We start from the raw sequence: 23,752 nt of genomic DNA on the forward strand, positions 1-23,752 counted from the left end.
AAGCCCGGTTTTTCACCCAAACAGGAGAAGAACATGGCACAACGACACCGCGTTTTCCGACCAACGCCGCCTTGGCGGGTGGTCTCGACACCGCTGCCCTTTGGCAACCCCACACCGGGGCGCGCCCTGAAAGGTCTGCGCGACGCTCAGGAGGACCGGAGATGAACGCCATTGCCCGCACGCAAACTATCCGCCCCGCGACGTCGGCGAGGGGTACTCGATCTCAGATTTCTGGGCCCCAAGATTCCCGGTCACAGGAGGCCGGCCTCCCGAACTCCGGTATACTAAATGCTGGCCCGATCTACGATGCCCGAAGGCTGGTCGGCGATGAAGCGACGGCGCGCATTCTGCTCGATGGCATGGTCTACGTCCTGCGCATCACCCGCGCTGGCAAGTTGATCCTAACCAAGTAGCCCGCGCCCTGCCCGGCCCCCCGACAGTCCCCCGACAGTCCCCCGCCCCTACCGGATTGACGCGCCCGCCGCGATACCGTTTCCTGCGGCCCAACAGGAGAGCGCAGATGACATCCCCCCAGATCACCGAGCACGGCCAGGCTCCGGACGGCACGCCCCTGCAACAGATCGCCATCGGGCGTGCCGGGCTGAGCGCCCGTATCCTCACGCTTGGGGCCACGGTCCAGGATCTGCGGCTGGCCGGTCACGGCGCGCCGCTGATCCTCGGGTTTTCCGACGCGCAGGATTACATCGGCAGCACCGGGTGTTTGGGGGCCATCGTCGGCCGCTGCGCCAATCGGATTGCCGGTGGGCAGTTCACCCTCGACGGCACGCAGCACCAGCTCGACCGCAATGAAAACGACGTGCAATGCCTGCATGGCGGGCGCGACGGGCTGCATGTGCAGACTTGGGCGATCCTCGATCTCGGGCCGGACCATGTGACGCTGGGGGTGACGCTGGCCGAGGGGCATATGGGCTTTCCGGGGCAGCTTGACCTGCAGTGTTGCTACCGCATTGTGGACAACACGCTGACGATCACCCTGAGCGGCGAAACCACCGCCCCGACCTATTGTAACCCGGCAAGCCACATCTACTACAACCTGACCGGACAGCCCACGGCGCTGGATCACAGGTTGCGGGTCGACGCCGCGCAATATTTGCCTGTGGATGCCCGGTCGATCCCTTTGGGCACGCCTGCGGATGTTGCCGGGACCGCCTTTGATCTGCGTCAGCCGGCCACGTTCAACGGCCCGGTCGATCACAATTTCTGCCTTGCCGAGGCGCGCCGCCCCCTTACCCCGGTGGCCGAGCTGAGCGCCGGGAACCTGCGCATGGAAATGGCCACAACCGAGCCGGGCTTGCAGGTTTATGACGGCGGGTGGCTCGATATTGCGGGCCGCCCCGGGCTTGACGGTGTGGCGTATGGGCGCAACGCGGGCATCGCGCTGGAGCCGCAGGCTTGGCCGGATGCGCCCAACCAAGCCTGGGCCGCGCAGGCGCTGCTGCGCCCCGGTGAGACCTATCACAGCGAGACCCGGCTGGCGTTTGTCCGATCCACCTGAGCCGCCCAGTCTGGGGCCGGTCTGTCTAGGCCGTACTGTCTGGACCGTACTGTCTAGGCCAGCCTGACCCTCCGGCATCCGGCATCCGGCATCCGGCATCCGGCATCCGGCATCCGGCATCCGGCATCCGGCATCCGGCATCCGGCATCCGGCATCCGGCAAAAATCGCCACACACTCAAGCGTCACGCAAGCGATTGTATCCCTGCGCCCGGCGCGCTTTACTCACCCGCGAACACCAGACGAGGACGACATGACCAACGGCGAAGACCACCCCGACATCCGCGACGGCGTGCGGGCGCTTTGTGCGCAGTTTCCGCCCGAATATCACCGCGAGGTTGACGCCGCGCGCGGCTATCCCGAGGCCTTTGTCGATGCGCTGACCCGCGAAGGCTGGATGGCGGCGCTGATCCCCGAAGCCTATGGCGGATCGGGGCTGGGCCTGTCCGAAGCCTGTGTCATCATGGAAGAAATCAACCGCGCCGGCGGCAATTCCGGCGCCTGCCACGGCCAGATGTACAATATGAACACGCTGGTCCGGCACGGCTCCGAGGCGCAGCGCGCGCAGTATCTGCCGCGCATCGCCAGCGGTGAATTGCGGCTGCAATCGATGGGCGTGACCGAGCCGACCACCGGCACCGACACCACCAAGATCAAGACGACCGCCGTGCGCCGCGGCGACAAATACGTGATCAACGGCCAGAAAGTCTGGATCAGCCGGGTGCAGCATTCTGACCTGATGATCCTGCTCGCGCGCACCACCCCGCTGGCCGAGGTGACGAAGAAATCCGAAGGGCTGTCGATCTTTCTGGTGGATATCAAGGCGGCGATGGAATCGGGGATGGAGGTCAAACCGATCCCAAATATGGTCAACCACGAGACCAACGAACTGTTCTTCGACAACCTTGAAATCCCGGTTGAAAACCTGATTGGCGAAGAGGGCAAAGGCTTTAAGTACATCCTCACCGGGCTGAATGCCGAACGCACTTTGATCGCGGCGGAATGTATTGGCGATGGCTATTGGTTCACCGACAAGGTCACAGATTACGCCAAAACGCGTGAGGTGTTTGGCCGACCGATTGGCCAGAACCAAGGCGTGCAATTCCCCATCGCCGAGGCCTATATCGAGATTGAAGCGGCCAATCTGATGCGGCTGAAAGCCTCGGCACTGTATGACGCGGGCCAGCCCTGCGGAGCCGAGGCGAATATGGCGAAATACCTCGCCGCCAAGGCCAGTTGGGAGGCGGCGAATGCCTGCATCCAGTTCCACGGCGGCTTTGGCTTTGCCAATGAATACGATGTCGAACGTAAGTTCCGCGAGACCCGGCTGTACCAAGTGGCGCCGATTTCGACCAACCTGATCCTGTCGTATATCGCCGAGCATGTGCTTGGCCTGCCGAGGTCGTTTTAGATGCTGCCGCTGGAGGGTCTAAAGGTCGTCGCGGTGGAACAGGCCGTGGCCGCGCCCTTTGCCTCATCCCGGCTGGCCGATGCCGGGGCGCATGTGGTCAAGATCGAGCGGCCCGAGGGCGATTTCGCCCGTGGTTATGATGCCGTCGCAGCGGGGCAATCGAGCTATTTTGTCTGGCTCAATCGCGGCAAAGAGAGCGTGACGCTGGACCTGCGCAGCCCCGAGGGCAAGGCAGCGCTAGAGGCGCTTTTGGCCGGGGCCGATGTGCTGATCCAGAACCTCAAACCGGGAGCACTGGCGGCGATGGGCTTTGCGCACGAAAGGCTACACGACGCGTTTCCCCGGCTGATCTCCTGCTCGATTTCCGGCTATGGCGAAGGCGGCCCGCTGGCGGATCGCAAGGCTTATGACTTGCTGATCCAGGCCGAAAGCGGGCTGTGTTCGATCACCGGCGGCCCGTCCGAACCGGCGCGCGTTGGCGTTTCGATTGTGGACATCGCCACCGGGGCCACCGCCCATGCCGCCATTCTCGAAGCGCTGATCCGGCGCGGGATCACCGGCCAAGGCGCGCGCATTTCGGTGTCGATGTTCGATGTGATGGCCGATTGGCTGACGGTGCCGCTGCTGAACCACGAAGGCGGTCAGACGCCGGCGCGCGTCGGCCTCGCCCACCCCTCGATTGCGCCCTACGGGGTGTTTCAGCCCAAAACAGGCGCGCCGGTGCTGATCTCGATCCAAAGCGACCGCGAATGGCGGGTTTTGGCGCGCGATTTCATCGGCGACGCCACGTTGGCCGACGATCCGCGCTTTGCCACCAATCTGGCTCGCGTGGCCAACCGTGACCAGACCGATGCCCTTGTCGCGGCCGCCTTTGCCCGCCGTTCGGACCGTGAGGCCATCGAGGTGCTGACCGCTTCGGGGATTGCGCTGGCCTCGGTCAACGACATGGCCGGGCTGGCCGCGCATCCCCATTTGCGCCGGATCACCGTCGACAGCCCCGGCGGCCCGGTGTCGTTTCCCGCCCCCGGCGCACAGACCGCAGGCGAGAGCCGCAGCTACGGGCCAGTGCCTGCACAGGGTTCGTTGAAGGAGAGATCATGACGCTGGATATCGACCACCTGCGCCGCTGGATTGGCCGCGAAGACCGCGACGCCGAAATCCTCACGCCGACATTGGCGCGCCAGTTCAACGCCACCTTTGACCGGACCTCTGGCACGGCACCGGGCGACGACGCCTCCTTGATGCTGCACTATTGTCTTGCGCAGCCGATCCTGCCCACGCGCGAACTTGGCCCCGACGGACATGAGGCACGCGGCGAATTTCTGCCGCCCGTGCCCCTGCCCCGGCGGATGTGGGCCGGGGGTGCGATTGCGTTTCACGGCGCGGCGGTGATTGGCGAAACAGTGAGCCGCGCCTCGACGATCCGCAACGTCGAGATGAAACAGGGGCGCAGCGGGGCGCTGTGTTTTGTGACCGTGGATCACACCGTGGAGAGCGATGGCCGCCCGGTTTTGAGCGAGCGGCAAGACATCGTCTATCGCGGTGCGCCGCAAGTTGGTTCAGGTGCCGGTGTCAGTTCCAGTGCCAGTTCCGGTGCCGAAAAAGCCGCGCCGCCGCCCGCCCCGATTGGCACGTACAGGCGCCAGATCACCCCCAGCGCGCCGCTGTTGTTTCGCTACTCCGCGATGACGTTCAACGGCCATCGCATCCACTACGATGCGCCTTATGTGCGCGATGTCGAGGGTTATCCCGGGCTGATCGTGCATGGCCCGATGCAGTCCACCCTGTTGTGCCAATTTGCCGCCGATCTGCGCGGCGCTTGCCCGGCCCGCTTTGCCTTTCGCAGCCTTACGCCGATTTTCGACACCTGCGATTTCACGCTAAACGCAGAAGAAACCGCAACCGGGCTAAAGCTTTGGACGGCCGCACAGGATGGCCCGGTGGCGATGGAAGCGACGGCAGACTGGTAGCGCCGCACTGGGGCCGCACGCAGGTTGACGACTGAGGTTCTGATATTCGTTGGAAAGCTCACGGGTCTCGTCGGGGGGCGCAGGCGCGGCTCAACTGCGCACCAACCAGATCCCCCCGTGGCCTAAGATTTCCAACGCCCGCGGTGTGGAGATCGAAGCACCCGCACCGCCCCCCAATGAACCCGCCCATAAGCGGCACTCCCCAAGGCCGGCCCCCGCGGCATACGCTGTCGCACACTGCCCCGCGCCGACGGCTGCGAGAGCGGCACCACGGCAACCGTTGCCCAATCTCAACTCCGACCCATTCCCATTTTTATGCATAATCGACCGGTCGCGGCCTTGCTATCGGTCAATCTACATCCATATACCATCCATGCAGATGGAGAAACGCGCATGAGCAACGTTCGGCAGCTTCGAGACAAGACCCCCGACAGTGAAAAGATCACCATCAATCTGGGGTATGTCGATCTGGGTCGCGTCGACCTGCTGGTGCGGGAAGGGTTTTATTCCAACCGCAGCGACTTCATCCGCACGGCCATCCGCAAACAGCTCGACAGCCATGTCGACGCCGTGAGCCGGTCTATCGAACGCCACACCATGGAGCTGGGCCTGCGGGACTATTCGCGGGCCGAACTCGAAACGCTGAAAGCTGCGGGCGAGGTCTTGCACGTCAAGGTGGTCGGGCTGGCCCGCATCGCGTCTGACGTCACCCCCGACCTTGCGCTTGCCACCATCGGCTCGATCACCGTGCTTGGCGCGCTTCAGGCCAGTCCCGAGATCAAAAAGGCCCTCGCCGACCGCATCCGCTAAACCCGCCGACCACTTATCACAAGGACGACACTCATGACGAAATTCAACGCCGGCCCGCAGCGCCCGGCGGCCGAGGACGCACGCGCAAAACGTCTCGCCGCTGCCAACGATCTGGTTCAACGCACTCTGGCGCAAAACGGATTGCTGCCAGGATCAGGCCCGCTCCCGTCCGGGGCGATGCAACCGGGCCTACCCTCGCTCGACGCGCTGCTTGCGGGCCTCGGGGTGCCCGGCAGCGGCCTGTCTGGACCGGCGGCACCAACCGCGCCGCTCCCCGACGGAGCCGCGTTTCGCAGTGACCGGTTCACCTGCGCTGCGGGCAGCCGCAACTACCGGACCTATGTGCCCGCCTCAGCCACGGAGGGCGTCACGGGCATCGTGGTGATGTTGCACGGCTGCACCCAGACGCCCGAGGATTTTGCCGTTGGCACGGGCATGAACGCCTTGGCCGAACAGCACCGGTTTGTCGTGCTCTACCCCGAGCAATCGCGCGGCGACAATGCGCAATCCTGCTGGAACTGGTTCAGCCGAGGCGATCAGCAGCGCGACCGGGGCGAACCTGCTATCCTTGCCGAAATGGCCCGAGAGGCGATGCGCGCATTCGACGTGCCGGCGGATCGGACCTTTGTGGCAGGCCTGTCGGCAGGTGCTGCGATGGCGGTGATCCTGGGCGAAACCTATCCCGATGTGTTCGCCGCGATTGGCGCGCATTCGGGTCTGCCGTTCGGCGCGGCGCGCGATATGCCCTCGGCCTTTGCCGCCATGTCGGGCACCGCGCAGGACACGGCGCGCCGGAGCGCAGAGGGCAACGCCACCCGCTCCATCGTCTTTCATGGCAGCGCGGATGCCACGGTGCACCCTTCAAACGGCGGCCGGATCGCCCGGGATGTTCTGGACCGCAGCCCCGGCCAGACAATCCAGACCGAACGGCAAGAGGTCAGCTCTGGCCGCCAGGTCACGGTAACGACGACGACTGGCCCGGATGGCGCACCCGAGCTGGAACACTGGGTGATCGACGGGTTGGGCCATGCGTGGTCTGGTGGACAGGCCGGCGGATCCTACACCGATCCCAAGGGGCCGAATGCCAGCGCCGAAATGATCCGCTTTTTCTTTGACGCCCCGATTGTGGGAGCGTGAGACGGCCCCTGTGACCTGTCGCTGTGACGCCGTAGCCGAGGCGGCCCCCTAGCCGAAACAGCACGCCTGCTGGCCGCAAACATGGCCAGCGGGCACGGCGTGATCCCTGTCGTGTGAGAGGCTTGCGTACTTGCGGTGCATTATAGGGAGTGGCGTCAAGCCGCCCCGCCCGAGGACGCGCACCTGAGCCCCCTCATCTCGCAGATTGACTGAATTGTGAGGGGGTGCGCTGGTAGCGGAGGAGGGACTTGAACCCCCGACACGCGGATTATGATTCCGCTGCTCTAACCAACTGAGCTACTCCGCCGTAAGCCCGGCGGAATTAGGACAACTGCCCTTCGGCGTCAACCCAAAAAGCTCGTACCGGCTTCGGTTTTTCTGCATATCTTCGGGTCCGGGCCTTTTGCCAAAAAAAGCACGATTTTCGCGCGAGAGGGCTTGAACCCTTTCAGCGATTTGCGTAGAGACTGCCGCACAGTTGGGATGTAGCCAAGTGGTAAGGCAACTGTTTTTGGTACAGTGTACCGTAGGTTCGAATCCTACCATCCCAGCCATATTTTCAAAAAAAGATAACGAAATCAGGCCCCTCGAGCCTAATTTCCTATGCAATGTGTCACAGCCTCCCACAACTGTAACACAGGGTGTGACACATGGTGTTTCACCACGACGCCCCTCCCCTGCGTCCAGACCGCATCAAAGATCACGTCGTCACGCCGGCCCTTACCTTCTGCGCCGCGGACGGATTTTCTATTTCCGCAAGCGTCTGCCACAAGCCGGGTCAAACTCCGGTTCAAACTTTTTTCTCTGCCTGTCGTTGCGAACCAACGTCCCTCTTGATGCCGTGAAGCGCACTGCCGCGTTGCTCACGGTCTACGAGAAAGAGGGAAAGAAAATCGTGGACGCCTTGAAGAACAACCTCGTGACCCCGGCTGACGCCAAAAGCCTCCTCACCGAGATGCTGCGTGCAGAACTCGCCCGCCTCCTTGTCGAAGGGAATACCTTGGACGAGGCCTCAGATTACGCGGTCGATGATCGCATTGCGGCACTGGAGGCAGAAAACAAATCGCTGCGCCGTGCCGCGCGCAAGAGGGAATGGACGGCAGTTCAGGCACTTCTGCAAAAGGCCAGCGAGCTGGTTGCCATCCCCCTGCCCGACCCTCTGTCTCCCGACCTTGGCAGCCAGGCCATGACGTTGAAACGCCACCTTAACGATGTGGAGGTGCAGGTGCTTGAGGGCGATGATCTGCGTCACGCTTCTGGTGACCCTCGAACCTTCCACGGGGCGGGCGATCTGGATACTTTCGTACAGGCACCCGTCCTGATTTCGCAGGCTTGGGCACAGACCCTCAAGACTTATCCGACGCTGTCCATGAAAGGCAACATCGACGCCCTCGCCAGGGTTGCGTTGGAATTTTTTGGAGATGTTCCGGTCTCGTCGATCACAAAGGAGCGGCAAAAGGCGTTTTTTGCATGGATGGCACGCCTGCCCAAGATGCAGGGCAAAGGCCACGGCAAAAACCGTTTCAAGTCCGAAGCCACCGTCGTCCTGAAGCACGACGAAATTGAAGCGGCCGACGCTGCGGATTTCGTTGTCACTGAGGAAATCCGCAAGCGCACCGATATCTCGAACGCAGAAAAGCGAGCCATCTTGGCCGAGAAGCTCACGCCGCGGCTTACGATCTCAACCCTGAAAAACAAGCGCAACGCCTTGAACCGCATGCTGGTCAGCGCTCAGGATCTTGGGGCTCCCAAGATCGCGATGCTTACTTATAAAGACGTGGAACGTATCGTCGTGGCTCAAGCACCTGAGGATCAGCTCTATGTTCGGGTGACGAAGCCCAAGCTTCGTATGCCATGGTCAGAAGAGCGGCTCTCCGCCTTCCTGACGTCACCCATCTATACGGGATGCAGTTCCCCGCATCGTCGCTGGAAACGTGGAAAACAAATCCTTCGCGACGCCACATACTGGGTGCCGCTGATTGTGCTGACATTGGGCACCCGTATCGAAGAAATTCTTCTTCTCAAACGCACCGATGTGCGTATGCGAAACGGATGTTACTGCTTCGCGATCGCGTCGGGCTCAGAAAACACGGGCAAGACCGAAGACGCCAGGCGCGTTATCCCGCTCCCCCAGCTCCTTCTCGACTTGGGGTTCATCGAATGGTTCCACGCCTTGCCAGACGCGCATGGTGTCATGCTCTTTCTGGAGGCGGTCAATCGTTCAGAGAAGGGCGACGTTGCCGGAGCATTCGGAAAGCATTTTCGCCGGATCCTCGAGCGTCTGGACCTTCGCGATTTTGATGAGGACTTCTACGCTATGCGGAAGACGTTTTCGAGCATGCTTCGCAGTGCAGACGTGGCCGACGGACAACGCCAAGCCATTGCCGGCCACAAGCACGGCAGTGTGCTTAATATTCATTACACCGCACACCACACTAGGGATCTCAAAGATGCTGTCGACAAGGCAGATTTCGGGATCAATATTGGGCGAACGCGTCTATTCGGGTTTCCGGTCATACTCAGTTCAAGGCAAGCACAGACCGAAATTCTGGAAGTCGAGGTAACCTTGTCTGACAGAGACGAAGCCGCGACTGTCACAGTAAAGGACTTGAAAAGTGACAAGCCCGTTTTTGATTATTCACGCGAGGATTGCCAAACGACGGAACAACGACATCGAAAAGCAAAAACCTTGCGAGAGCTTCTTGCGTCACACTCGCTTCGTCTACCGACAAACTCAGCCAAACGCGCGGCATTCGAACACTTTCAGGCTCTGGCTTAATGGCGATCCCAAAAGATCTCGACACTTTAATTGTCACAGCCCAGTGCAACAAATGACCATGCGAAGATAGGTTCTGATTGGCGACTGATCGGATGCCGTGGATGCCACTCGTCCATCCCCGGCATCGATTGAGCTGGAAACATGACGCGCCAAGCCGCTTGCCCCGCTGTCCATCAGGACGCGGGGCAAGCTGTTTTCATATGCTCAACTGACGGAACACCTGACCGGCATCCAGCTGGCATCGTGAATCGCCCCGGGTCTGTCGGAGACCATCAACTTAAGTAAGGATGATGGTTATGACAAAAAGCAAAATGGCAAATCGCTACTCGCCGGAGGTCCGCGCACGGGCGGTCCGGATGGTGTTCGAGCATCAAGGCTCCTACAAAACGCAGGCGGGCGCGATTGCGGCCATTGCACCAAAAATTGGCTGTATTCCCCAGACCTTGAGCGGATGGGTCAAGCAGGCCGAGAAGGACAGTGGCATGCGCGACGGCGTGACGACCGAGGAACGGGATCGGATCAAGACGCTCGAACGCGAGAATCGCGAGCTGCGCCAGGCGAATGAGATACTGCGCAAGGCTTCGGCGTATTTTGCCCCCACTCTCATCGTTTGCGATGCAAACGACTGCCGTGCGGCGGGACGGAACTCGACCGCCCACTGAAGCGATGATCGCCTTCATTGAAGATCAGCGCGTTGTCTACGGCGTCGAGTCGATCTGCAGAGTTCTGCCGATCGCGCCGTCCATTGCCCGGCAGGCGATTGCAAAGCAATCTGCCGAGAGGGGACATTTTATCACCAACTTGCATGCCGGTCGGACCCTTCCAAAGCCTCGGCCCGGCATCAGCGTGACACAGAGCTGCGTCCGGAAATCAAACGGGTCTGGGACGAGAATTACCAAGTCTACGGGGTCCGTAAGGCATGGCATCAACTAAAGCGCGAGGGCTATACGCTGGCGCGCTGCACAGTGGAGCGTCTCCCTCTCGTGCATTGCTACGCAATACCCTGCCGGGCAGTGGATGAAACAGATCGGCATCCGTGGTGCGGTGCGTGGAAAGGTGGTCAAGACGACGGTCCCTGACACGTCAGCGCCCTGTCCGCGTGACAAGGTGAACCGCGTGTTCCGGGCACCTGCGCCAAACATGCTCTGGGTTAGCGATTTTACCTATGTGTCCACGTGGCAGGGCTTTGTCTATGTGGCCTTCGTCATCGACACGTTTGCTGATCGCATCGTCGGATGGCGGGTCTCGCGGTCGGCCAAAACTGACTTTGTTCTCGATGCTCTGGAACAGGCCCTGCATGATCGACGGCCTGTTCAGAAAGGTGGCTTGATTCACCACTCGGATCGCGGCGGGCAATATTTGTCCATTCGATACACCGAGCGTTTGGCCGAAGCTGGGATCGAGCCATCGGTCGGCAGCGTGGGAGACTCGTATGACAACGCCCTCGCCGAGACGATCAATGATGGGGTGGATGCCCCACCCGGCGGCATCACAATGTGCCAGAATGATAGCAGCTTAAACTGTCATACAAAGGAAGAGCATCCATGGAGAATGTTAGCATAGTAGGAATTGATTTAGCAAAACGGAGCTTCCGGCTGCACGGGGCTGCCGCTGATGGTTCTGTCGTGTTCCGCAAGAAATTGTCGCGCCCTCAGCTTACCGCGTTCCTGAGTGAGCTTCCAAAGTGCGTTGTTGTGATGGAGGCTTGCGCTACGTCCCATTATTGGGGGCGCGAGATTGGCAAGCTTGGCCACGAAGCGCGCCTTATCCCACCTGTTTACGTTAAGCCGTTTGTGAAGCGTCAAAAGAACGACGCAAATGACGCAGAAGCAATCGCAGAGGCGGCATCGCGCCCGACGATGCGCTACGTCTCGGTCAAAAGCGCAGAACAGCAGTCGCAGGGCATGGTCTTTCGAACACGCGATTTATTTGTCCGCCAACGCTCCCAGTTGGTAAACGCTTTGCGGGGTCATTTAGCGGAGTACGGTGTCGTCGTCGCTCAAGGGATGGTTCAGTTTAGACGTATGATAACCAGCTTTGATGAAGTCGCGGTTGACCTGCCCGCGCAAATTCTAAGCCTTTGCCAAGCATACATTGATCAGATCGCTCTTTTTGACGAAAGGATTGTGGTGCTGGATCACGAGATCAAAGGCCGAGCAAAAACAGATGAAGCAACATCACGGCTTATGACAATCCCCGGAGTTGGGCCTATGTATGCTACGACTATTCAGGCCTTCGCGCCACCAATGGAAGAATTTTCTAATGGGCGTGAGTTTGCAGCTTGGTGCGGGCTTGTACCAAGGCAGAAGTCGACCGGTGGGCGACAAATCCTGGGTAGAACCTCAAAAATGGGACAGCGCGATATCCGGCGATTGCTGATCACAGGCACCCCTCTCATGCATGTGAACATGCACTGCCGGGCAGCGAATGGCAGTCATCCGTTGGGCCATCCGGAAAGGTCCACCACCTGGATCATGGCTTGCCAAGATGCTGGCGCGCAAGCCTCGTATGCTGGTGGCGACTGCACTGGCAAACAAGCTGGCCCGCACTGTTTGGGCGTTAACAACCACAAAAGAGAACTATCGAATTCCACCGCTGGCTGCATAAGCTTTGCACTATGCGTTGGAGTAAACCGGCAATGTGAGAAGGGCGAAGGAGAGTAAGGAACAACGGTCATTAGACGGGGTTGGGAAAACCAGATAGAAGCCAGGAGCCTTGTGCTCGCATCAACGATTTGGACCCGATCCACGGACACCATACAGGCCAGCGGCGTGTGAAAGCCGCATTCAAAGGCCGGACACACGACTGCACTGATCACTTGTTCCAAGCAATCTGAAAAACTTCTTGCATTGAAAGGGGCATCCACACACGGCCTCTACAAAACCGAGCTGGTCCATCGCCAGGGACCGTGGCGGAACATGCAGGATCTGGAAATGGCCACCCTCGGATGGGTCGATTGGTTCAACAACAGACGCTTGCTTGGCCCCATCGGAAACATCCCGCCAGCAGAGGCTGAAGAGAACTTCTATGCACAGCGCGACGTGCTCGATATGGTCGCGTGAAATGAAGCTATAGGTCTCCGGTGAAACCGGGGCGATTTATCGCACCTCAACCAGGCACGTGTCCAGCAGCGTCATGGCGTCGCAAAACCCGTCCAGAACTTGGCCCAGGGGCGTTATGCGAGGCCTGTCATAGCCACCGCTCTGGCAGTGGATGTCCGGCATGAACTCGGTCCAACTTTCCTCCGCGACCCTGCGTTTAAGGTATGCGATGGTTCTGCGGACCTTGCGCATTGAGGCGCTGCCGAAGAGATCCTTGGAAAGCGAAGCCGAGGCCAGCCAGGTCAGCTGTTCCTCGTCCTCGGCCGTCACCGCGCCGTCAGCCATGACGTTAACGAAGGCGTCCTGAGCGGCATGCAAGGCGCGCATTGCGCCCAGCACAGCCCCGTAAAGCACTTGCGCTTCAGACATGGATCAGCTCCCCCATGAGGGCCTCGGCCAGCCCTTCGGAGAGGAGGCAAATCTCTCCGACCGCAGGATCGTCGAGGTCGATTGCGGAGAAGTACGCAGCCTCCGGGCGCTCCAGATCATGGACATGTTGCAGCGTCAGCAGGCCATGCAGGGCTTCTGCCTCACGGCGCATGCGCCGCGTGACCGGGCCAGGCTGACCGAGATCTTGCAACAGCCGCTGGCAGCGGCGCAGCCACGGGCGACCGCCCAACAAAAGAGAAGCGTTCTGCAACCCTTCTGCATGCGCTGCTGCAAAAACGTGCAGTGGGGTGAAAGTGACATGTATATCGAACATTTTATATTCCTCGTGGGTGCCCCTCGCGTGATGCAAGAGGTGACAAAAGCGGCTCTGTCCTTTCCTGTGCCGCTGGCCCTTTCAGGCTTGGTTTCGCTTGCGCCGTTTGCCGTTTTCGACGCTCTCACCCCGGGGAGCGGAGAAAACGGCAATGGGCGCAGAGAAATTATCTACCGTTGAAATCTCTGACTTTTTCCCGCGCGAGCACGCGCGTGGTCAGCGCGACACGCGGTCTTTCAGAGAGCTTTCGGTAACGAGATCGACCGCATTGCGTTCGGCAACTCTCCGGTCCCGCGTCAACTTGTCAGCGTAAGCCAAAACCCGGGTGATCCGCTTGGTGTTGCGATACAGTTCCCGCTTGTCGCGCGGCGCAACGCCGTCTTTGTCCCGATTTCGACGGCTCTCGACCTCGCCTTCCTCATGGTCTCTAAGCGTCTCGGCCCGGCTGAAAGCTTCCGAAAAACCATCAGGCTGCTTGGCGAGCCGATCAAAGGCCATGAGAACGGTCGAGACGAAACTCGAAGAAATTTCTTCCCGCTGTTGCTTGCTGAGATTGCGACAAACATCGCGCGCGTTGGCTGTGTTGCCATCCCGGGCAAGAAGCTTCCGGTACCCCGATGCGACCCTCTTGATCTTGGCGCGCAGGTCCGTGTCACTCTCCCGCAAATGCGTCAGCGTGCTTTCCAGGTGAAATTCCACATATTTGGTCGCGAGCTCGGCGGTCTCGACATCGATCTTCCGCCCGGACCGGCCCAGTAGAAAGTGCAGGATCACCAGGTAGCTCTGGATTGTATCGCCGGCGCTTCGAACGAAGGCGGCCGGCAGGGCCCCATCGCCCCTTTGCGCCCTCAGACCGCGCCACCATCCGAGCTTCCAACAATCGATGCAAGGTGGCGAACTCATCCGGCAGGTCCCAGCCTTTGAGCGGGGCAGCCTGATCCAGAGCCCCGACCTTTTGCTCCAACAAGGGCAGATAATGCATCGGGTCGAACACCATATCGGCCTTCTCGTATGACCGATGATGGCGGGCGATCACCTCTGCGCCACACCCTATGACGACCTCATGAACATAGCCACGAACCTGGACCTCGTGGTGCGCATAGGCCACCGGAACGGAATAATCGTTATTGCGATAGCGGACCATCGAGATCGACGTGGCCCGGGTGCTGACCTTCTCGCAGGCATCATACGGCGTGGGCGGCAGCGTCATCAGCGCGTCCAGGTCCCGCATCAGGCGCTCGCCGATCGGCTCGGTGTGACCACGTACGGTATCGTTCTGGCGCTTCAGGCATCGCGCTTCCAGCCAGATGTTCAACTCATCGAAGCTGTTGAACCGTGGCGCGGGAACCATAAAGTTACGCCGTCCATAGCCGATCACGCCTTCGACGTTGCCTTTGTCGTTGCCCCTGCCGGGCCGACCGAACTTGTCGTCAAACAGGTAATATGACTGCAGCTCGGCAAAGGTCCTGGTCCGTTCTCGGCTGCCGTCACCGCAAATCTTTGCCACCGCTATCATGGTATTGTCGTAGAGGATCGACACAGGCACGCCGCCGAAGAACGCAACAGCAGAGACATGCCCGTCGCAGAAGGCTTCGGTGGTCTCGGCCGGATAGGCTTTGATGAAGAACGCATCCGAGTGTGGCGTCGACATTGTCGCTCGGACCAATGGCGCTCCCAATGTCGACCATCGCAAAATAGTGCAGCTTGCATTCAACGCCGCCAATCACGCCAAGCGTCTCCCCAAAATCCACCTGAGCGTGCCCAGGCGCATGTGATAGGGGCACAAAAACCTCGCGGGTCCGGCGTCTCTTCTCCCGCACATAATCCGTGACAATGGTGATCCCACCGGTGAAGCCATGTTCATCGCGCAGACGCTCATGGATGCGCTTGGCAGTATGGCGCTGCTTCTTGATAACCCGCTTATCGTCTTCGAGGATCTGGTCGATCATCGGGATGAACGGATCCAGCTTCGGGCGGACAGGCAAAGCAGATCGCCGATACCCTGGAGGAACGGAATGCAGCAGGATCTTTGCCACCGTCTTACGGTCGATCCCGAAAAGACGCGCAGCGGCACTCTTGCTCATACCTTCAACATGGCATGCCAGACGGACCCGGCTGTATAAATCCACAGAATACATCTCCCCACCCTCAGCTCATTTGCCTCGGGTGTCAGACTGCGGAATTTTGCTCCGCGACGGTCAGATCATCAGACCGATTCCGTGGGTATTTTGTCTCCGGGATTCACATACAACCAAGTTTGCGCTTTCAGATCGCACCGCATCGCCACATGATACTTGTCCCATGCCGGGTAAGTACGCATTGTATTTCACGGTGACGTATAGGAAGTTTTGCCTCTGAACCGCGCTGATAATACCCCACACTCAGGAAGCGCGAGTGCACCGAAATACCTTCTGATTAGTGAATTGTGACCATGCCTCAAAGGGCCTTGGTATCATGTCGACCAAGCAGATCTATTTCCCAACCGTTTGATCAGGAAATCAATGAATATCCTTGTTTTGGGAGTCAAAACATTGGAGCGGGGATAAACAAGCCATAGGAGTGTGCGCTCGTTCAAGAACCAATCCGGAAGCACATGGACCAGACGTCCTGCCGCGATTTCGTGTTCGATATTCCACAGCGAGCTGATTGAAACTCCGATGCCTGATACCGTCGCCTCGCGTTGCGCGTCGCCGTCATCGACGATTGTCCGGCATGTCATGGTTTGGGGATCAAGCTTTGCAATTTCACCCTCGGTGCTAAGCAATTCACGTGGTTCAAGGTTGGACCACGCAATAAAATGGTGGTTCGATAGGTCGGACGGATGCGTGGGCGTACCGTGGGTTTCCAGATAGGTTGGCGATGCACATAGCACGCGGGTGTCATCCGACAACTTCCGTCCTTTCAAACTGCTGTCCGCCAGTGGGGCACTTCTGAGGGCCAAATCAAAACTGCCTTCGATGGCATCAAAGCTGGTGTCCGACAGGCGCAGGTCCAGCGTCAAATCGGGGAAAAGGGTTTGAAATTCGGGCAAGAGCGGCATGATGTGCAACTGTGCGAAACTGCTGGGAGCGGCAAAGCGCAAGGTGCCATGGGCACCGACACCCTTGCCGCCCAACGCCGCCTGTGCGGCCTCTGACTGCGCAAGAATTTCGCGGGCATAGGGTAAAAAATCCGCCCCTTCCAGTGACAATGAAACCTTGCGGGTGGTGCGCCGTAGCAACTCCACCCCAAGCTCGGTTTCCAATTTGGCAAGGCGCGCGCTTGCCACGGCAGGGGCAAGGCCAAGTTCACGACCCGCAGCACTGATGTTTAGCCGCTCTGCCGCCATTACAAACAGACGAAGGTGATCAGTATCCATCAATTATATGCAAAATCGAAAAAGTGAACTCCACTATCGGCAGTTTACCTCGAAAAACGCAAGATATAAACTAACTTCAACAGACAATGACATCAGCTCAGGCCCCTGCCGATTTCCCCAAAGCAGCGCGGCCAGGTCATGATGAAGAGGAGTTTCTGATGACACAGACTGGAACCGTAAACTATCACGTCCACAAGCCGTTTCGACAGGCATTTGAAAGTGATGTGGATGGCATTGCCGGCAACCTGATCGAGCCGGAGTTTTCCGCAGCCAAGATCGCAGTGAAGGACCAACGGAACGGAGAAGCCGCCACGGATTTTGCAGAGGATGGCTTTGCTTTTGCCAACACCCCAACGGGTATATTGGATTTCAAAGGCGACAAATGGCAGAGCCGATATAATGCCGAACTGATCGATCTATTGAAGCAGCAAGTCGGCGCAAGAGATGTGATCACCTTTGATCATACAGTACGCATCGATGATCCGCAGGCCAAGCGCCGCCCGGCCCGCCACGTCCACAGCGACTACAGCCGCGACGGTGCGGAAAAACGTCTTGTGGATATTCTTGGCCCTGAGAAGGCCGATGAATGGGTGCAGGGTCATTATGCCTTTATCAACGTCTGGCGCCCGATCGCGAACCCGATCAATTCTGCACCTCTTGGCTTTATTCGGCCATCGACTGTCGTGGATGCGGATTGGATCGTGATCGACCTGATCTACCCTGATCGCAAGGGGCAGGTTATGGGGCTGGCAAAAGACGCTGGGCATGAATGGATTTACCGCTCACGGATGACGCCTGACGAGGTCGCGTTTTTCAACATCTACGACAATTCCGGCCGCCCCTGCGTTGGTCACAGTGCGATCGATCTGGTCGAAGACCCAACAGTCACGACGCCCCGCCAATGCATCGAGAGCCGTACGTTGGTTCGCTATTAAAGAGCGCCCACCCGCGCCTTGCACAATTGAGGAGACATTCACATGACCAAGACAATTCTTATCACCGGCGCGACGGACGGGATCGGCCTTTTGACAGCCAAGACGCTGACTGCTGAGGGCCACAACGTCCTGTTGCACGGGCGCAGCGCGGACAAGTTGGAAGCCGCGGCGCGCGAGGTCGGGGGCAATCCGGAAACCTACCGCGCTGACCTTTCGCGGCTGGAGGATGTTAACGCCTTGGTGGCAGATGTCCGTGCCAAACATGACACCCTGGATGTGTTGATCAACAATGCCGGGGTTCTGAAGGTTCCCAACACACAGACGGACAGCGGGCTGGATGTGCGTTTCATGGTCAACACAATCGCACCTTGGGCTTTGACCGTTGGCCTGCTGCCGATCATCCCCAAAGACGGTCGCGTGGTGAGCCTTTCCTCAGCCGCACAAGCCCCTGTCAACATCAACGCCATGCGCGGCAAACAACAGCTTGGCCACAACGAGGCCTATGCGCAAAGCAAGCTGGCGTTGACAATCTGGTCGCAGGAATTGGCGCGCGAACACCCCGACGGGCCAATGTTTGTCTCGGTCAACCCGGGGTCTCTTCTTGCCACAAAAATGGTCAAGGAATCCTATGGAATGGCGGGCAATGAACTGCGGATCGGGGCTGACATCCTGCGCCGTGCGGCAGTGTCCGATGAATTCGCCAACGCCTCGGGGCAGTATTACGACAACGATGCAGGACGCATCGCACGGCCCCATCCCGCAGCCGCCGACCGCGCACATGTCGCGCAACTGATGGCGGCTATTCGTGAGCTGGCTGGCGCTTAACAGCATCCCAAAACATTTGCCGATCAAGGGGATTGCGCATTAAGATAAGAGTCGGGAGGAGACGTGATGGGAGGTTTCATTACCTCAAATCAAACGGATGCGATTGCCGCATCCTGGGATCGGTGTGCGCGGCAGTATAACCTGCGGCACGATACCGGGCGGCCTATCATGCGCCTCCAATCCTCCGAAGTGGCCCCTCGACTTGAACAGATCGTCGAGAGCACCGGCGGCAGGCAAGGTTTCTTTCAACATCTCGCTTCGGTCGCGGGCGAAATCGGACATTGTCTGGTTGTTACCGACGCCGATGGCGTCTCTGTTCGAATTGAGCATAGCGGGGCGACGAGTGGCTCTGACGGATGGAATGGCATCGCCCTTGGGTCATGTTGGGACGAACGCCTGGCCGGTACAAACGGTGTATCCATGGCCTTACGAACGGGGCACGCAGTCACCGTGCGCGGTGCGGATCATTATTTTTCGACGCTGAGGCGGTTTGCATGTACCGGCGTTCCGGTGCTGGATGCCAACGGAGGGATGATTGGTGCAATCAATCTTGTCTCTGTCGATCGGGGCAATCGCGCGGATTATCTGTTCGGTCAGCAGTTGTTGGCAAAGACCGCGCATCGCATTCAGCGCAACCTGTTTGAAAAGGAATTCAACTACGCGATGCTTGTCACCGTCTCGCGCGGGGGGCGCGATCACGTCCTGTCAGATGATGCTCTGGTCGCGGTGAATGAGGCAGGGATGATTATCGGCGCCACTTCAACGGTTTCCATCTGTCTTGACGGCGCAAACGCGGCATCGCTGAAAGGTCAGGCGTTCGAGGCAATCTTTAGCGTCGATAGCAATCGGCTGGTGAATGTGCCTGAAAGGGTTCTTTCCATACCAGGCAATCATGGGGCCGACGTAAACCTGACGGTTGCTTTGCCAAAGACCGCCGCGCCCCAACGGGTATCCAAGCCGCTGCCGTCCGGCCCTGCGCGCAAACGGCGCTTGCCACCATCGCTACAGCAATTGGCGACCGGAAGTCACAGCATGGCTGCCGCCTGTCGCCGCGCGCAAGCGATGTTGGAAAACACAGCCATGTTGCACCTCGAAGGCGAAACCGGAACCGGGAAATCCGCGCTTGTGGCCGCATTGCTGCAAACCGATGCCCCTGACGCACCGGTTTTCGATCTGGATTGCGCGACGCTTGGTGACTGTGACGCCGACACAGAACATTTGCGCAGGGTCATTGAGCAAGCCCGCGTCGTTTCAAGAATGTCTTATGGCAGCGGCGTTCGCACGACCTTGGTGTTTGACAATGTGGACGAGTTGCCGCGCGCTTCGCAGGCAGAGCTGCGACGTTTCCTGAATGAACAGGAAGTACACCGCCACCAAACGGATGACCTTGGCCAGGACAGCCGCCTGCGTGTGGTTTCCACCAGCCGCAAACCTTTGACAGACGCCGTCAACGCGGGGCATTTCAGAGACGACCTATTTTATCTTCTAACAGGCTCAAAGGTTTTCCTACCTCCCCTCCGCAGGCGTGAACATCCCGAGGTTCTGGCACAGGCCCTGTGCGCGCAGCTGACTGGTCGTAACGTCACCTTCAGTGCCGAGGCCAAGGATGCGCTTTGTCGCCTGCCGTTCCATGGCAATGTCCGCGAAATGCGCGGCGCGCTTCAAAACGCATTGGCAACGGCACAGGACAACCAGATCAACCTGCTTGATTTGCAACAATCCGCGATAGCCGCCCCTCTGCCCACTGCCATACTCGCGCCGACCTGCGCTACCGCACCTGCCAATCTGGCACCCGTCTATGACGAGCGCAGCATGATTCTTGATGCGCTCAGCAACAGCCGGTGGAACGTCAGCGAAGCCGCTCGGATGCTTGGCATGGGGCGAGCGACGATCAACCGGAAACTAAAGTTATACGAAATCCGGCGACCGACCTGAACTTTGGCCGGCCTGCCTTGTCCTAAATGTGGATCGCCTTTTCATAGGCGGCCAAAAAAAACGTTTGTGCTTCATTTCGCTAAGCCTCGGATGCCGAGTATGCGGAATGTGGATCACGATCACATTATAGGTCTTTCTGGTCATTCGTGGGCACCTTAAAGGCAGTCGTCGGCAGCGGCGTCAGCAAGGACACCGCCGCCCCTACTAATGGCGGTCAGGCAAGATCATCCTTGCCGTCGATAATGAAATGAAAGCTCGTCGATCCCTTGTGGCGGGCCGCAAGATACGGTGCATAATCGGGGTCGTTCACGAAATCATGGGCAGCTTGCGTGTTTGGCCATTCAAGGATCACGCGCAGAGCTGCGGGCTGGTCTTCCCCCTCGACCTGTTCGTGGCTGGTTGTGCGCGCAATATACTTGCCGCCATGTTTGGCGATGATCTTGCCGACCGGCTCGATATAGCCGGGGATCCAGCTGTCGTCGGTGGGTGTTACGGCCAGAACTGAATAGGCTGTCATGGGTTGGTTCCTCCTCTTTGGTATCGATTGCCCTTGTCGTTCACACGGGCCTGGGTTCAGGCCGCTCGGCGACCCAAATGCTGTGTTGCGCGCAGGATGTCGCGCTGTGCTATTTCATTGAGTGAAGCGGCCAATGTGTTCATCGGATCACGCAGCGACGGGATGGCCCTGTCCAACGTCGTGTGAACATTCTCATCGATTGGGCCAAGGGAAAGGTCACGGTGAAACGCATCGACGGCTGCTGCCCCTGCGGCCAGATCGCCCTCCACCAAAATCAGCGCATGGGCCAGAATGCGGCGCTGCCCGTTGCCAACAGGGCGTATACGCTGTGCCGTGCCAACAACTTTGCGGCCATTCAAGGACAGATTCCATGCGCCGTCGCAAAAGCTGTTCGGGGTCGCTCCTGTCGTCCAACCAGCAGGGATTGCGTCCTGAATGATCTGTGTAATCAGGCGGTATCCATCCTCGATGGTGAATGTCCGATCAGCGGTAAACGCCAGCGCGAGGTTCATGACCCCCGGCCCTTGGGGGACCGCGCCGCCGCCCGTGGGGCGCAGATGCAACGGCCAGCCGCGCGTGGCTGAATTGCGTTTCGCCGCGTCAAAGCCCGGCCTGCGCCGCAGGCTCGCCGGACAGACAAGCGCGCGGCGGCGCGGGCTCCAGAGACAGGTGACAGCGCCTTGCGCCGTGAAGGCCGCGGCCTCAAGGGCAAGCCCCTCGGCCACGCTCTCTACGTATGTGGGGGGTGCGTTCACACCGCCATCCCCTCGATCTCTTCGCAGATCGAGGTCAGCAGATCGCCCGCGGGTGCGCCATCAAGCGCGCGGTGATCAAAGGTCAGCGACAGGCCCACATGGGGGCGCAATTCGATCCCGTCATCCTCGCCCCGTACCGCGCGATCCGTCATACGCCCGATACCAAGGATGCAGATTTGGCCCGCATTGATGATCGGGGTGAAATGCTCCACCCGCGTCAGGCCAAGGTTCGACACGGTGAATGTGCCGCCGGTCATTTCTGTCACGGTCAGCTTGTTAACCTTAGCCCGCGCGGCCAGATCCTGCCGCGCCGCACGCAGTTCAGTCACATCCTTCGCATCAGCACCGAACATGGCAGGTGCGACCAAAAGATTGCCAGGCAAGGCGATGGCCACCGACAGGTCAACCGCATCAGACAAATGCACCTCGCGCCCCTCGACCCGGCCGTTTGCGTCGGGGTTACTTTTCAGGGCGCGCACCACAGCCAGCATCAAGAGATCCTCAACAGATACCTTGGTTCCTGCCGCGCCCAGACGGGTTTTCTCGGCCATCAGTGCCGTCGCATCGGCGCTTCCATGGTGGGTCAGTTGCGCGCCTGTTGCCAGACTTTTGACCATGGCATCCGCGATCATGCCGCGCACGCCTTTGAGGGGGACAACCTTGCTCATTCGACCGAACCAATGACTGCGCCCTTGGGCACAACGGCATCCGCCTCTTCCTTGATCCGCAGGGTGCCAGAGGCTGGTGCGTTGATCTCGTATTGCACTTTGGCGGTCATAATCTCGACCACCAACGCGCCTTCTTCGACGGTTGCGCCATCATCAGCAAGCCAGCCGGTGATCACTGTTTCTTCGTCCTCTTCCCAGAGGTCGGATGGGATGACGATATCTGTTGCCATTTGAAGTCTCCTTTCCTGTTCGGGGTCGCGTTGCATGCGACCCCGTTGATCAGTGATGTGTTGGTTTTGGTTTGGCTCAGGCCGCTTGCATCTCGTCCCAGGCAGCGACGATCTTGTCAGGGTTGGGCAGGCAGAACTGCTCCATCACCCGCGCGAATGGTATCGGCACATCAGGGAAGGCAACGCGTTTTGGCGCGGCCTTGAGGACCGAGATATCATGCTCGGTCACGGATGCGATGATTTCGCCGGACAGGCCGTAGCTCATGTAGTCCTCGTCCACGACAATCAGCCTGCCGGTCTTGGCGACGCTGGCGCGGATCGTCTCACGGTCCAACGGCACAAGGCTGACAAGATCGACAACCTCGGCACTGACGCCTTGCTCTTCAAGCTTTTTGGCGGCCTTCAGTGCGTGATGCACACCCATGCCGCAGCTGACGATGGACACGTCCTTGCCTTCGCGCACGACCTTGGCTTTGCCAATTTCCAGCGCGTAGGGCTCTTCCGGCACATGCACAGTCGCGCCCGCCTCGGTACCAAGCCAACCCATCCCCTGCAAACCCTTGTGGTACATGTAAACCACCGGACTGTCGTCGCGCATGGCAGCTGTCATCAATCCCTTGGCGTCATAGGCATTGGACGGGGCCACAACCTTCATCCCCGGCAGGTGGGCAAAGGTGCCGTACAAACATTGCGAATGCTGGCCGCCATCGGAATAGCCACCACCGGTTGAAGTCATAAGGACCATCGGCACCTTAACATTGCCGCCGGAGAAATAGATATTCTTGGCCATCAGATTGTAGATCGCATCAAAGCAAACGCCAAAGAAGTCGACGAACATCAGTTCGACCACTGGACGCATGCCATCCTGCGCCGCTCCTACGGCGGCACCAATAAAGGCGGTTTCCGAGATCGGGGTGTCGCGGACGCGTTCCGCCCCGAATTCCTCGATCAATCCACGAGTATTACCATAGACACCGCCCAGAGGGCCGATGTCCTCGCCCATCACAAAGACGGATGGGTCGATGCGCATTTCCTGTGCGGTGGCTTCGGCCATAGCGCGGGCGATGGTCAATTTTCTTTCGTTCGATTTGGTCATGTCTTTTC

The 23,752-nt window shown here is 59.5% G+C and carries 22 protein-coding genes, 2 tRNA genes, 4 pseudogenes and 1 other annotated feature; of the genes and pseudogenes, 17 read left to right on the forward strand and 11 right to left on the reverse strand.

Translation table 11 applies throughout. The features are described from left to right. Positions 1-33 precede the first annotated feature (33 nt). The 8 genes from ACW9UO_RS05950 to ACW9UO_RS05985 all read left to right on the forward strand — a co-directional run bounded on the left by ACW9UO_RS05950 (position 34) and on the right by ACW9UO_RS05985 (position 6,842). Positions 34-165 carry a hypothetical protein gene (locus ACW9UO_RS05950; protein WP_457088063.1) on the forward strand — a complete coding sequence of 44 codons (132 nt, stop codon included), beginning with the start codon at positions 34-36 and terminating at the stop codon, positions 163-165. A gap of 116 nt (positions 166-281) precedes the next feature. Continuing rightward, positions 282-413: a hemin uptake protein HemP gene (gene hemP / locus ACW9UO_RS05955; RefSeq protein ID WP_457088611.1), complete on the forward strand. Its 132-nt coding sequence runs from the start codon at positions 282-284 to the stop codon at positions 411-413. A gap of 107 nt (positions 414-520) precedes the next feature. Next, a complete protein-coding gene (locus ACW9UO_RS05960) occupies positions 521-1,516 on the forward strand; it encodes an aldose epimerase family protein (RefSeq protein ID WP_457088064.1) in 996 nt (331 codons plus the stop codon). Between the two features lie 251 nt (positions 1,517-1,767). Further along, on the forward strand, positions 1,768-2,925 hold the full coding sequence (locus ACW9UO_RS05965) for an acyl-CoA dehydrogenase family protein (protein WP_457088065.1): 1,158 nt from the start codon (positions 1,768-1,770) through the stop codon (positions 2,923-2,925). Next, complete coding sequence (locus ACW9UO_RS05970) at positions 2,926-4,026, forward strand: CaiB/BaiF CoA transferase family protein (RefSeq protein ID WP_457088066.1); 1,101 nt, start codon at positions 2,926-2,928, stop codon at positions 4,024-4,026. Then, the gene (locus ACW9UO_RS05975; RefSeq protein WP_457088067.1) at positions 4,023-4,895 is read left to right on the forward strand and encodes an HTD2 family dehydratase; all 873 of its coding nucleotides are present in this window, start codon (positions 4,023-4,025) and stop codon (positions 4,893-4,895) included. Before ACW9UO_RS05970 ends, ACW9UO_RS05975 begins: the two co-directional genes overlap by 4 nt. Positions 4,896-5,288: 393 nt before the next feature. Continuing rightward, entirely contained in the window at positions 5,289-5,705 is a 417-nt protein-coding gene (locus ACW9UO_RS05980; RefSeq protein ID WP_457088068.1) for a CopG family transcriptional regulator, read from the forward strand. A gap of 33 nt (positions 5,706-5,738) precedes the next feature. Beyond that, positions 5,739-6,842: an extracellular catalytic domain type 1 short-chain-length polyhydroxyalkanoate depolymerase gene (locus tag ACW9UO_RS05985; protein WP_457088069.1), complete on the forward strand. Its 1,104-nt coding sequence runs from the start codon at positions 5,739-5,741 to the stop codon at positions 6,840-6,842. 230 nt (positions 6,843-7,072) lie between these two features. On the opposite strand, the gene ACW9UO_RS05990 is transcribed toward ACW9UO_RS05985, so the two are convergent. After that, positions 7,073-7,149 (reverse strand) — tRNA-Met (locus tag ACW9UO_RS05990). A 172-nt stretch (positions 7,150-7,321) separates the two neighbouring features. Here ACW9UO_RS05990 and ACW9UO_RS05995 point away from each other — a divergent pair. From ACW9UO_RS05995 to ACW9UO_RS06015, 5 genes and pseudogenes are all read left to right on the forward strand, one after another. After that, positions 7,322-7,396 (forward strand) — tRNA-Gln (locus ACW9UO_RS05995). Positions 7,397-7,683: 287 nt separating this feature from the next. Then, a complete protein-coding gene (locus ACW9UO_RS06000) occupies positions 7,684-9,621 on the forward strand; it encodes a site-specific integrase (protein WP_457088070.1) in 1,938 nt (645 codons plus the stop codon). A gap of 296 nt (positions 9,622-9,917) precedes the next feature. Further along, positions 9,918-11,082 (forward strand): annotated as a pseudogene (locus ACW9UO_RS06005) (IS3 family transposase); the annotation flags it as partial. Continuing rightward, positions 10,253-10,362: a sequence feature (AL1L pseudoknot), on the forward strand. (Overlaps the previous pseudogene by 110 nt.) Before the next feature lie 83 nt (positions 11,083-11,165). After that, a pseudogene (locus tag ACW9UO_RS06010) lies at positions 11,166-12,228 on the forward strand (IS110 family RNA-guided transposase). 260 nt (positions 12,229-12,488) lie between these two features. Continuing rightward, positions 12,489-12,683 (forward strand): annotated as a pseudogene (locus ACW9UO_RS06015) (IS3 family transposase); the annotation flags it as partial. Between the two features lie 36 nt (positions 12,684-12,719). On the opposite strand, the gene ACW9UO_RS06020 reads toward ACW9UO_RS06015, so the two are convergent. After that, on the reverse strand, positions 12,720-13,091 hold the full coding sequence (locus ACW9UO_RS06020; protein ID WP_457088071.1) for a hypothetical protein: 372 nt from the start codon (positions 13,089-13,091) through the stop codon (positions 12,720-12,722). Beyond that, complete coding sequence (locus ACW9UO_RS06025) at positions 13,084-13,425, reverse strand: hypothetical protein (RefSeq protein WP_457087414.1); 342 nt, start codon at positions 13,423-13,425, stop codon at positions 13,084-13,086. Before ACW9UO_RS06025 ends, ACW9UO_RS06020 begins: the two co-directional genes overlap by 8 nt. On the opposite strand from ACW9UO_RS06025, the gene ACW9UO_RS06030 reads away from it, so the two are divergent. Further along, on the forward strand, positions 13,411-13,605 hold the full coding sequence (locus tag ACW9UO_RS06030) for a hypothetical protein (RefSeq protein WP_457088072.1): 195 nt from the start codon (positions 13,411-13,413) through the stop codon (positions 13,603-13,605). The two genes, ACW9UO_RS06025 and ACW9UO_RS06030, sit on opposite strands and share 15 nt — an antisense overlap. Positions 13,606-13,641: 36 nt before the next feature. On the opposite strand, the gene ACW9UO_RS06035 is transcribed toward ACW9UO_RS06030, so the two are convergent. The 3 genes and pseudogenes from ACW9UO_RS06035 to ACW9UO_RS06045 form a co-directional block, all read right to left on the reverse strand. Further along, positions 13,642-14,124, reverse strand: coding sequence for a hypothetical protein (locus tag ACW9UO_RS06035; RefSeq protein ID WP_457088073.1), 483 nt, complete (start codon positions 14,122-14,124; stop codon positions 13,642-13,644). A 163-nt stretch (positions 14,125-14,287) separates the two neighbouring features. Then, positions 14,288-15,554: pseudogene (gene istA, locus ACW9UO_RS06040) on the reverse strand (IS21 family transposase); the annotation flags it as partial. A 323-nt stretch (positions 15,555-15,877) separates the two neighbouring features. Next, entirely contained in the window at positions 15,878-16,783 is a 906-nt protein-coding gene (locus tag ACW9UO_RS06045; protein ID WP_457088074.1) for a LysR family transcriptional regulator, read from the reverse strand. A gap of 86 nt (positions 16,784-16,869) precedes the next feature. Here ACW9UO_RS06045 and ACW9UO_RS06050 point away from each other — a divergent pair, with 86 nt between their 5' ends. The 3 genes from ACW9UO_RS06050 (at position 16,870) to ACW9UO_RS06060 (ending at position 20,478) form a co-directional block, all read left to right on the forward strand. Further along, positions 16,870-17,718, forward strand: coding sequence for a CmcJ/NvfI family oxidoreductase (locus ACW9UO_RS06050; RefSeq protein ID WP_457088075.1), 849 nt, complete (start codon positions 16,870-16,872; stop codon positions 17,716-17,718). A 42-nt stretch (positions 17,719-17,760) separates the two neighbouring features. Then, entirely contained in the window at positions 17,761-18,543 is a 783-nt protein-coding gene (locus ACW9UO_RS06055; RefSeq protein ID WP_457088076.1) for an SDR family NAD(P)-dependent oxidoreductase, read from the forward strand. 66 nt (positions 18,544-18,609) lie between these two features. Then, positions 18,610-20,478 (forward strand): sigma-54-dependent Fis family transcriptional regulator, encoded by a 1,869-nt coding sequence (locus ACW9UO_RS06060; RefSeq protein WP_457088077.1) that lies wholly within the window; start codon positions 18,610-18,612, stop codon positions 20,476-20,478. A 214-nt stretch (positions 20,479-20,692) separates the two neighbouring features. On the opposite strand, the gene ACW9UO_RS06065 is transcribed toward ACW9UO_RS06060, so the two are convergent. The 5 genes from ACW9UO_RS06065 to ACW9UO_RS06085 form a co-directional block, all read right to left on the reverse strand. Then, entirely contained in the window at positions 20,693-20,995 is a 303-nt protein-coding gene (locus tag ACW9UO_RS06065; RefSeq protein WP_457088078.1) for a DUF1330 domain-containing protein, read from the reverse strand. Positions 20,996-21,051: 56 nt separating this feature from the next. Continuing rightward, positions 21,052-21,750 carry a lipoyl protein ligase domain-containing protein gene (locus tag ACW9UO_RS06070; RefSeq protein ID WP_457088079.1) on the reverse strand — a complete coding sequence of 233 codons (699 nt, stop codon included), beginning with the start codon at positions 21,748-21,750 and terminating at the stop codon, positions 21,052-21,054. After that, complete coding sequence (locus ACW9UO_RS06075; protein WP_457088080.1) at positions 21,747-22,418, reverse strand: 2-oxo acid dehydrogenase subunit E2; 672 nt, start codon at positions 22,416-22,418, stop codon at positions 21,747-21,749. The genes ACW9UO_RS06070 and ACW9UO_RS06075 overlap by 4 nt, the downstream gene beginning before the upstream one ends. Beyond that, entirely contained in the window at positions 22,415-22,648 is a 234-nt protein-coding gene (locus ACW9UO_RS06080) for a biotin/lipoyl-containing protein (RefSeq protein ID WP_005851830.1), read from the reverse strand. Before ACW9UO_RS06080 ends, ACW9UO_RS06075 begins: the two co-directional genes overlap by 4 nt. A gap of 76 nt (positions 22,649-22,724) precedes the next feature. Beyond that, on the reverse strand, positions 22,725-23,744 hold the full coding sequence (locus tag ACW9UO_RS06085) for an alpha-ketoacid dehydrogenase subunit beta (RefSeq protein WP_457088081.1): 1,020 nt from the start codon (positions 23,742-23,744) through the stop codon (positions 22,725-22,727). Between the last annotated feature and the right edge of the window lie 8 nt (positions 23,745-23,752).

It is taken from the genome of Marinovum sedimenti (assembly GCF_054052205.1).

Excerpts from the sequence above, each read along its gene's own strand:
- ACW9UO_RS06025 (WP_457087414.1), bottom strand. The coding sequence starts at position 13,425 with ATGTTCGATATACATGTCACTTTCACCCCACTGCACGTTTTTGCAGCA.
- ACW9UO_RS06060 (WP_457088077.1), top strand. The coding sequence starts at position 18,610 with ATGGGAGGTTTCATTACCTCAAATCAAACGGATGCGATTGCCGCATCC.
- ACW9UO_RS05975 (WP_457088067.1), top strand. The coding sequence starts at position 4,023 with ATGACGCTGGATATCGACCACCTGCGCCGCTGGATTGGCCGCGAAGAC.
- ACW9UO_RS05965 (WP_457088065.1), top strand. The coding sequence starts at position 1,768 with ATGACCAACGGCGAAGACCACCCCGACATCCGCGACGGCGTGCGGGCG.
- ACW9UO_RS05980 (WP_457088068.1), top strand. The coding sequence starts at position 5,289 with ATGAGCAACGTTCGGCAGCTTCGAGACAAGACCCCCGACAGTGAAAAG.
- ACW9UO_RS06020 (WP_457088071.1), bottom strand. The coding sequence starts at position 13,091 with ATGTCTGAAGCGCAAGTGCTTTACGGGGCTGTGCTGGGCGCAATGCGC.
- ACW9UO_RS06030 (WP_457088072.1), top strand. The coding sequence starts at position 13,411 with ATGTATATCGAACATTTTATATTCCTCGTGGGTGCCCCTCGCGTGATG.
- ACW9UO_RS05970 (WP_457088066.1), top strand. The coding sequence starts at position 2,926 with ATGCTGCCGCTGGAGGGTCTAAAGGTCGTCGCGGTGGAACAGGCCGTG.
- ACW9UO_RS06080 (WP_005851830.1), bottom strand. The coding sequence starts at position 22,648 with ATGGCAACAGATATCGTCATCCCATCCGACCTCTGGGAAGAGGACGAA.
- ACW9UO_RS05960 (WP_457088064.1), top strand. The coding sequence starts at position 521 with ATGACATCCCCCCAGATCACCGAGCACGGCCAGGCTCCGGACGGCACG.
- ACW9UO_RS06075 (WP_457088080.1), bottom strand. The coding sequence starts at position 22,418 with ATGAGCAAGGTTGTCCCCCTCAAAGGCGTGCGCGGCATGATCGCGGAT.
- ACW9UO_RS06085 (WP_457088081.1), bottom strand. The coding sequence starts at position 23,744 with ATGACCAAATCGAACGAAAGAAAATTGACCATCGCCCGCGCTATGGCC.
- ACW9UO_RS05985 (WP_457088069.1), top strand. The coding sequence starts at position 5,739 with ATGACGAAATTCAACGCCGGCCCGCAGCGCCCGGCGGCCGAGGACGCA.
- ACW9UO_RS06045 (WP_457088074.1), bottom strand. The coding sequence starts at position 16,783 with ATGGATACTGATCACCTTCGTCTGTTTGTAATGGCGGCAGAGCGGCTA.
- ACW9UO_RS06050 (WP_457088075.1), top strand. The coding sequence starts at position 16,870 with ATGACATCAGCTCAGGCCCCTGCCGATTTCCCCAAAGCAGCGCGGCCA.
- ACW9UO_RS05950 (WP_457088063.1), top strand. The coding sequence starts at position 34 with ATGGCACAACGACACCGCGTTTTCCGACCAACGCCGCCTTGGCGGGTG.
- ACW9UO_RS06055 (WP_457088076.1), top strand. The coding sequence starts at position 17,761 with ATGACCAAGACAATTCTTATCACCGGCGCGACGGACGGGATCGGCCTT.
- ACW9UO_RS06065 (WP_457088078.1), bottom strand. The coding sequence starts at position 20,995 with ATGACAGCCTATTCAGTTCTGGCCGTAACACCCACCGACGACAGCTGG.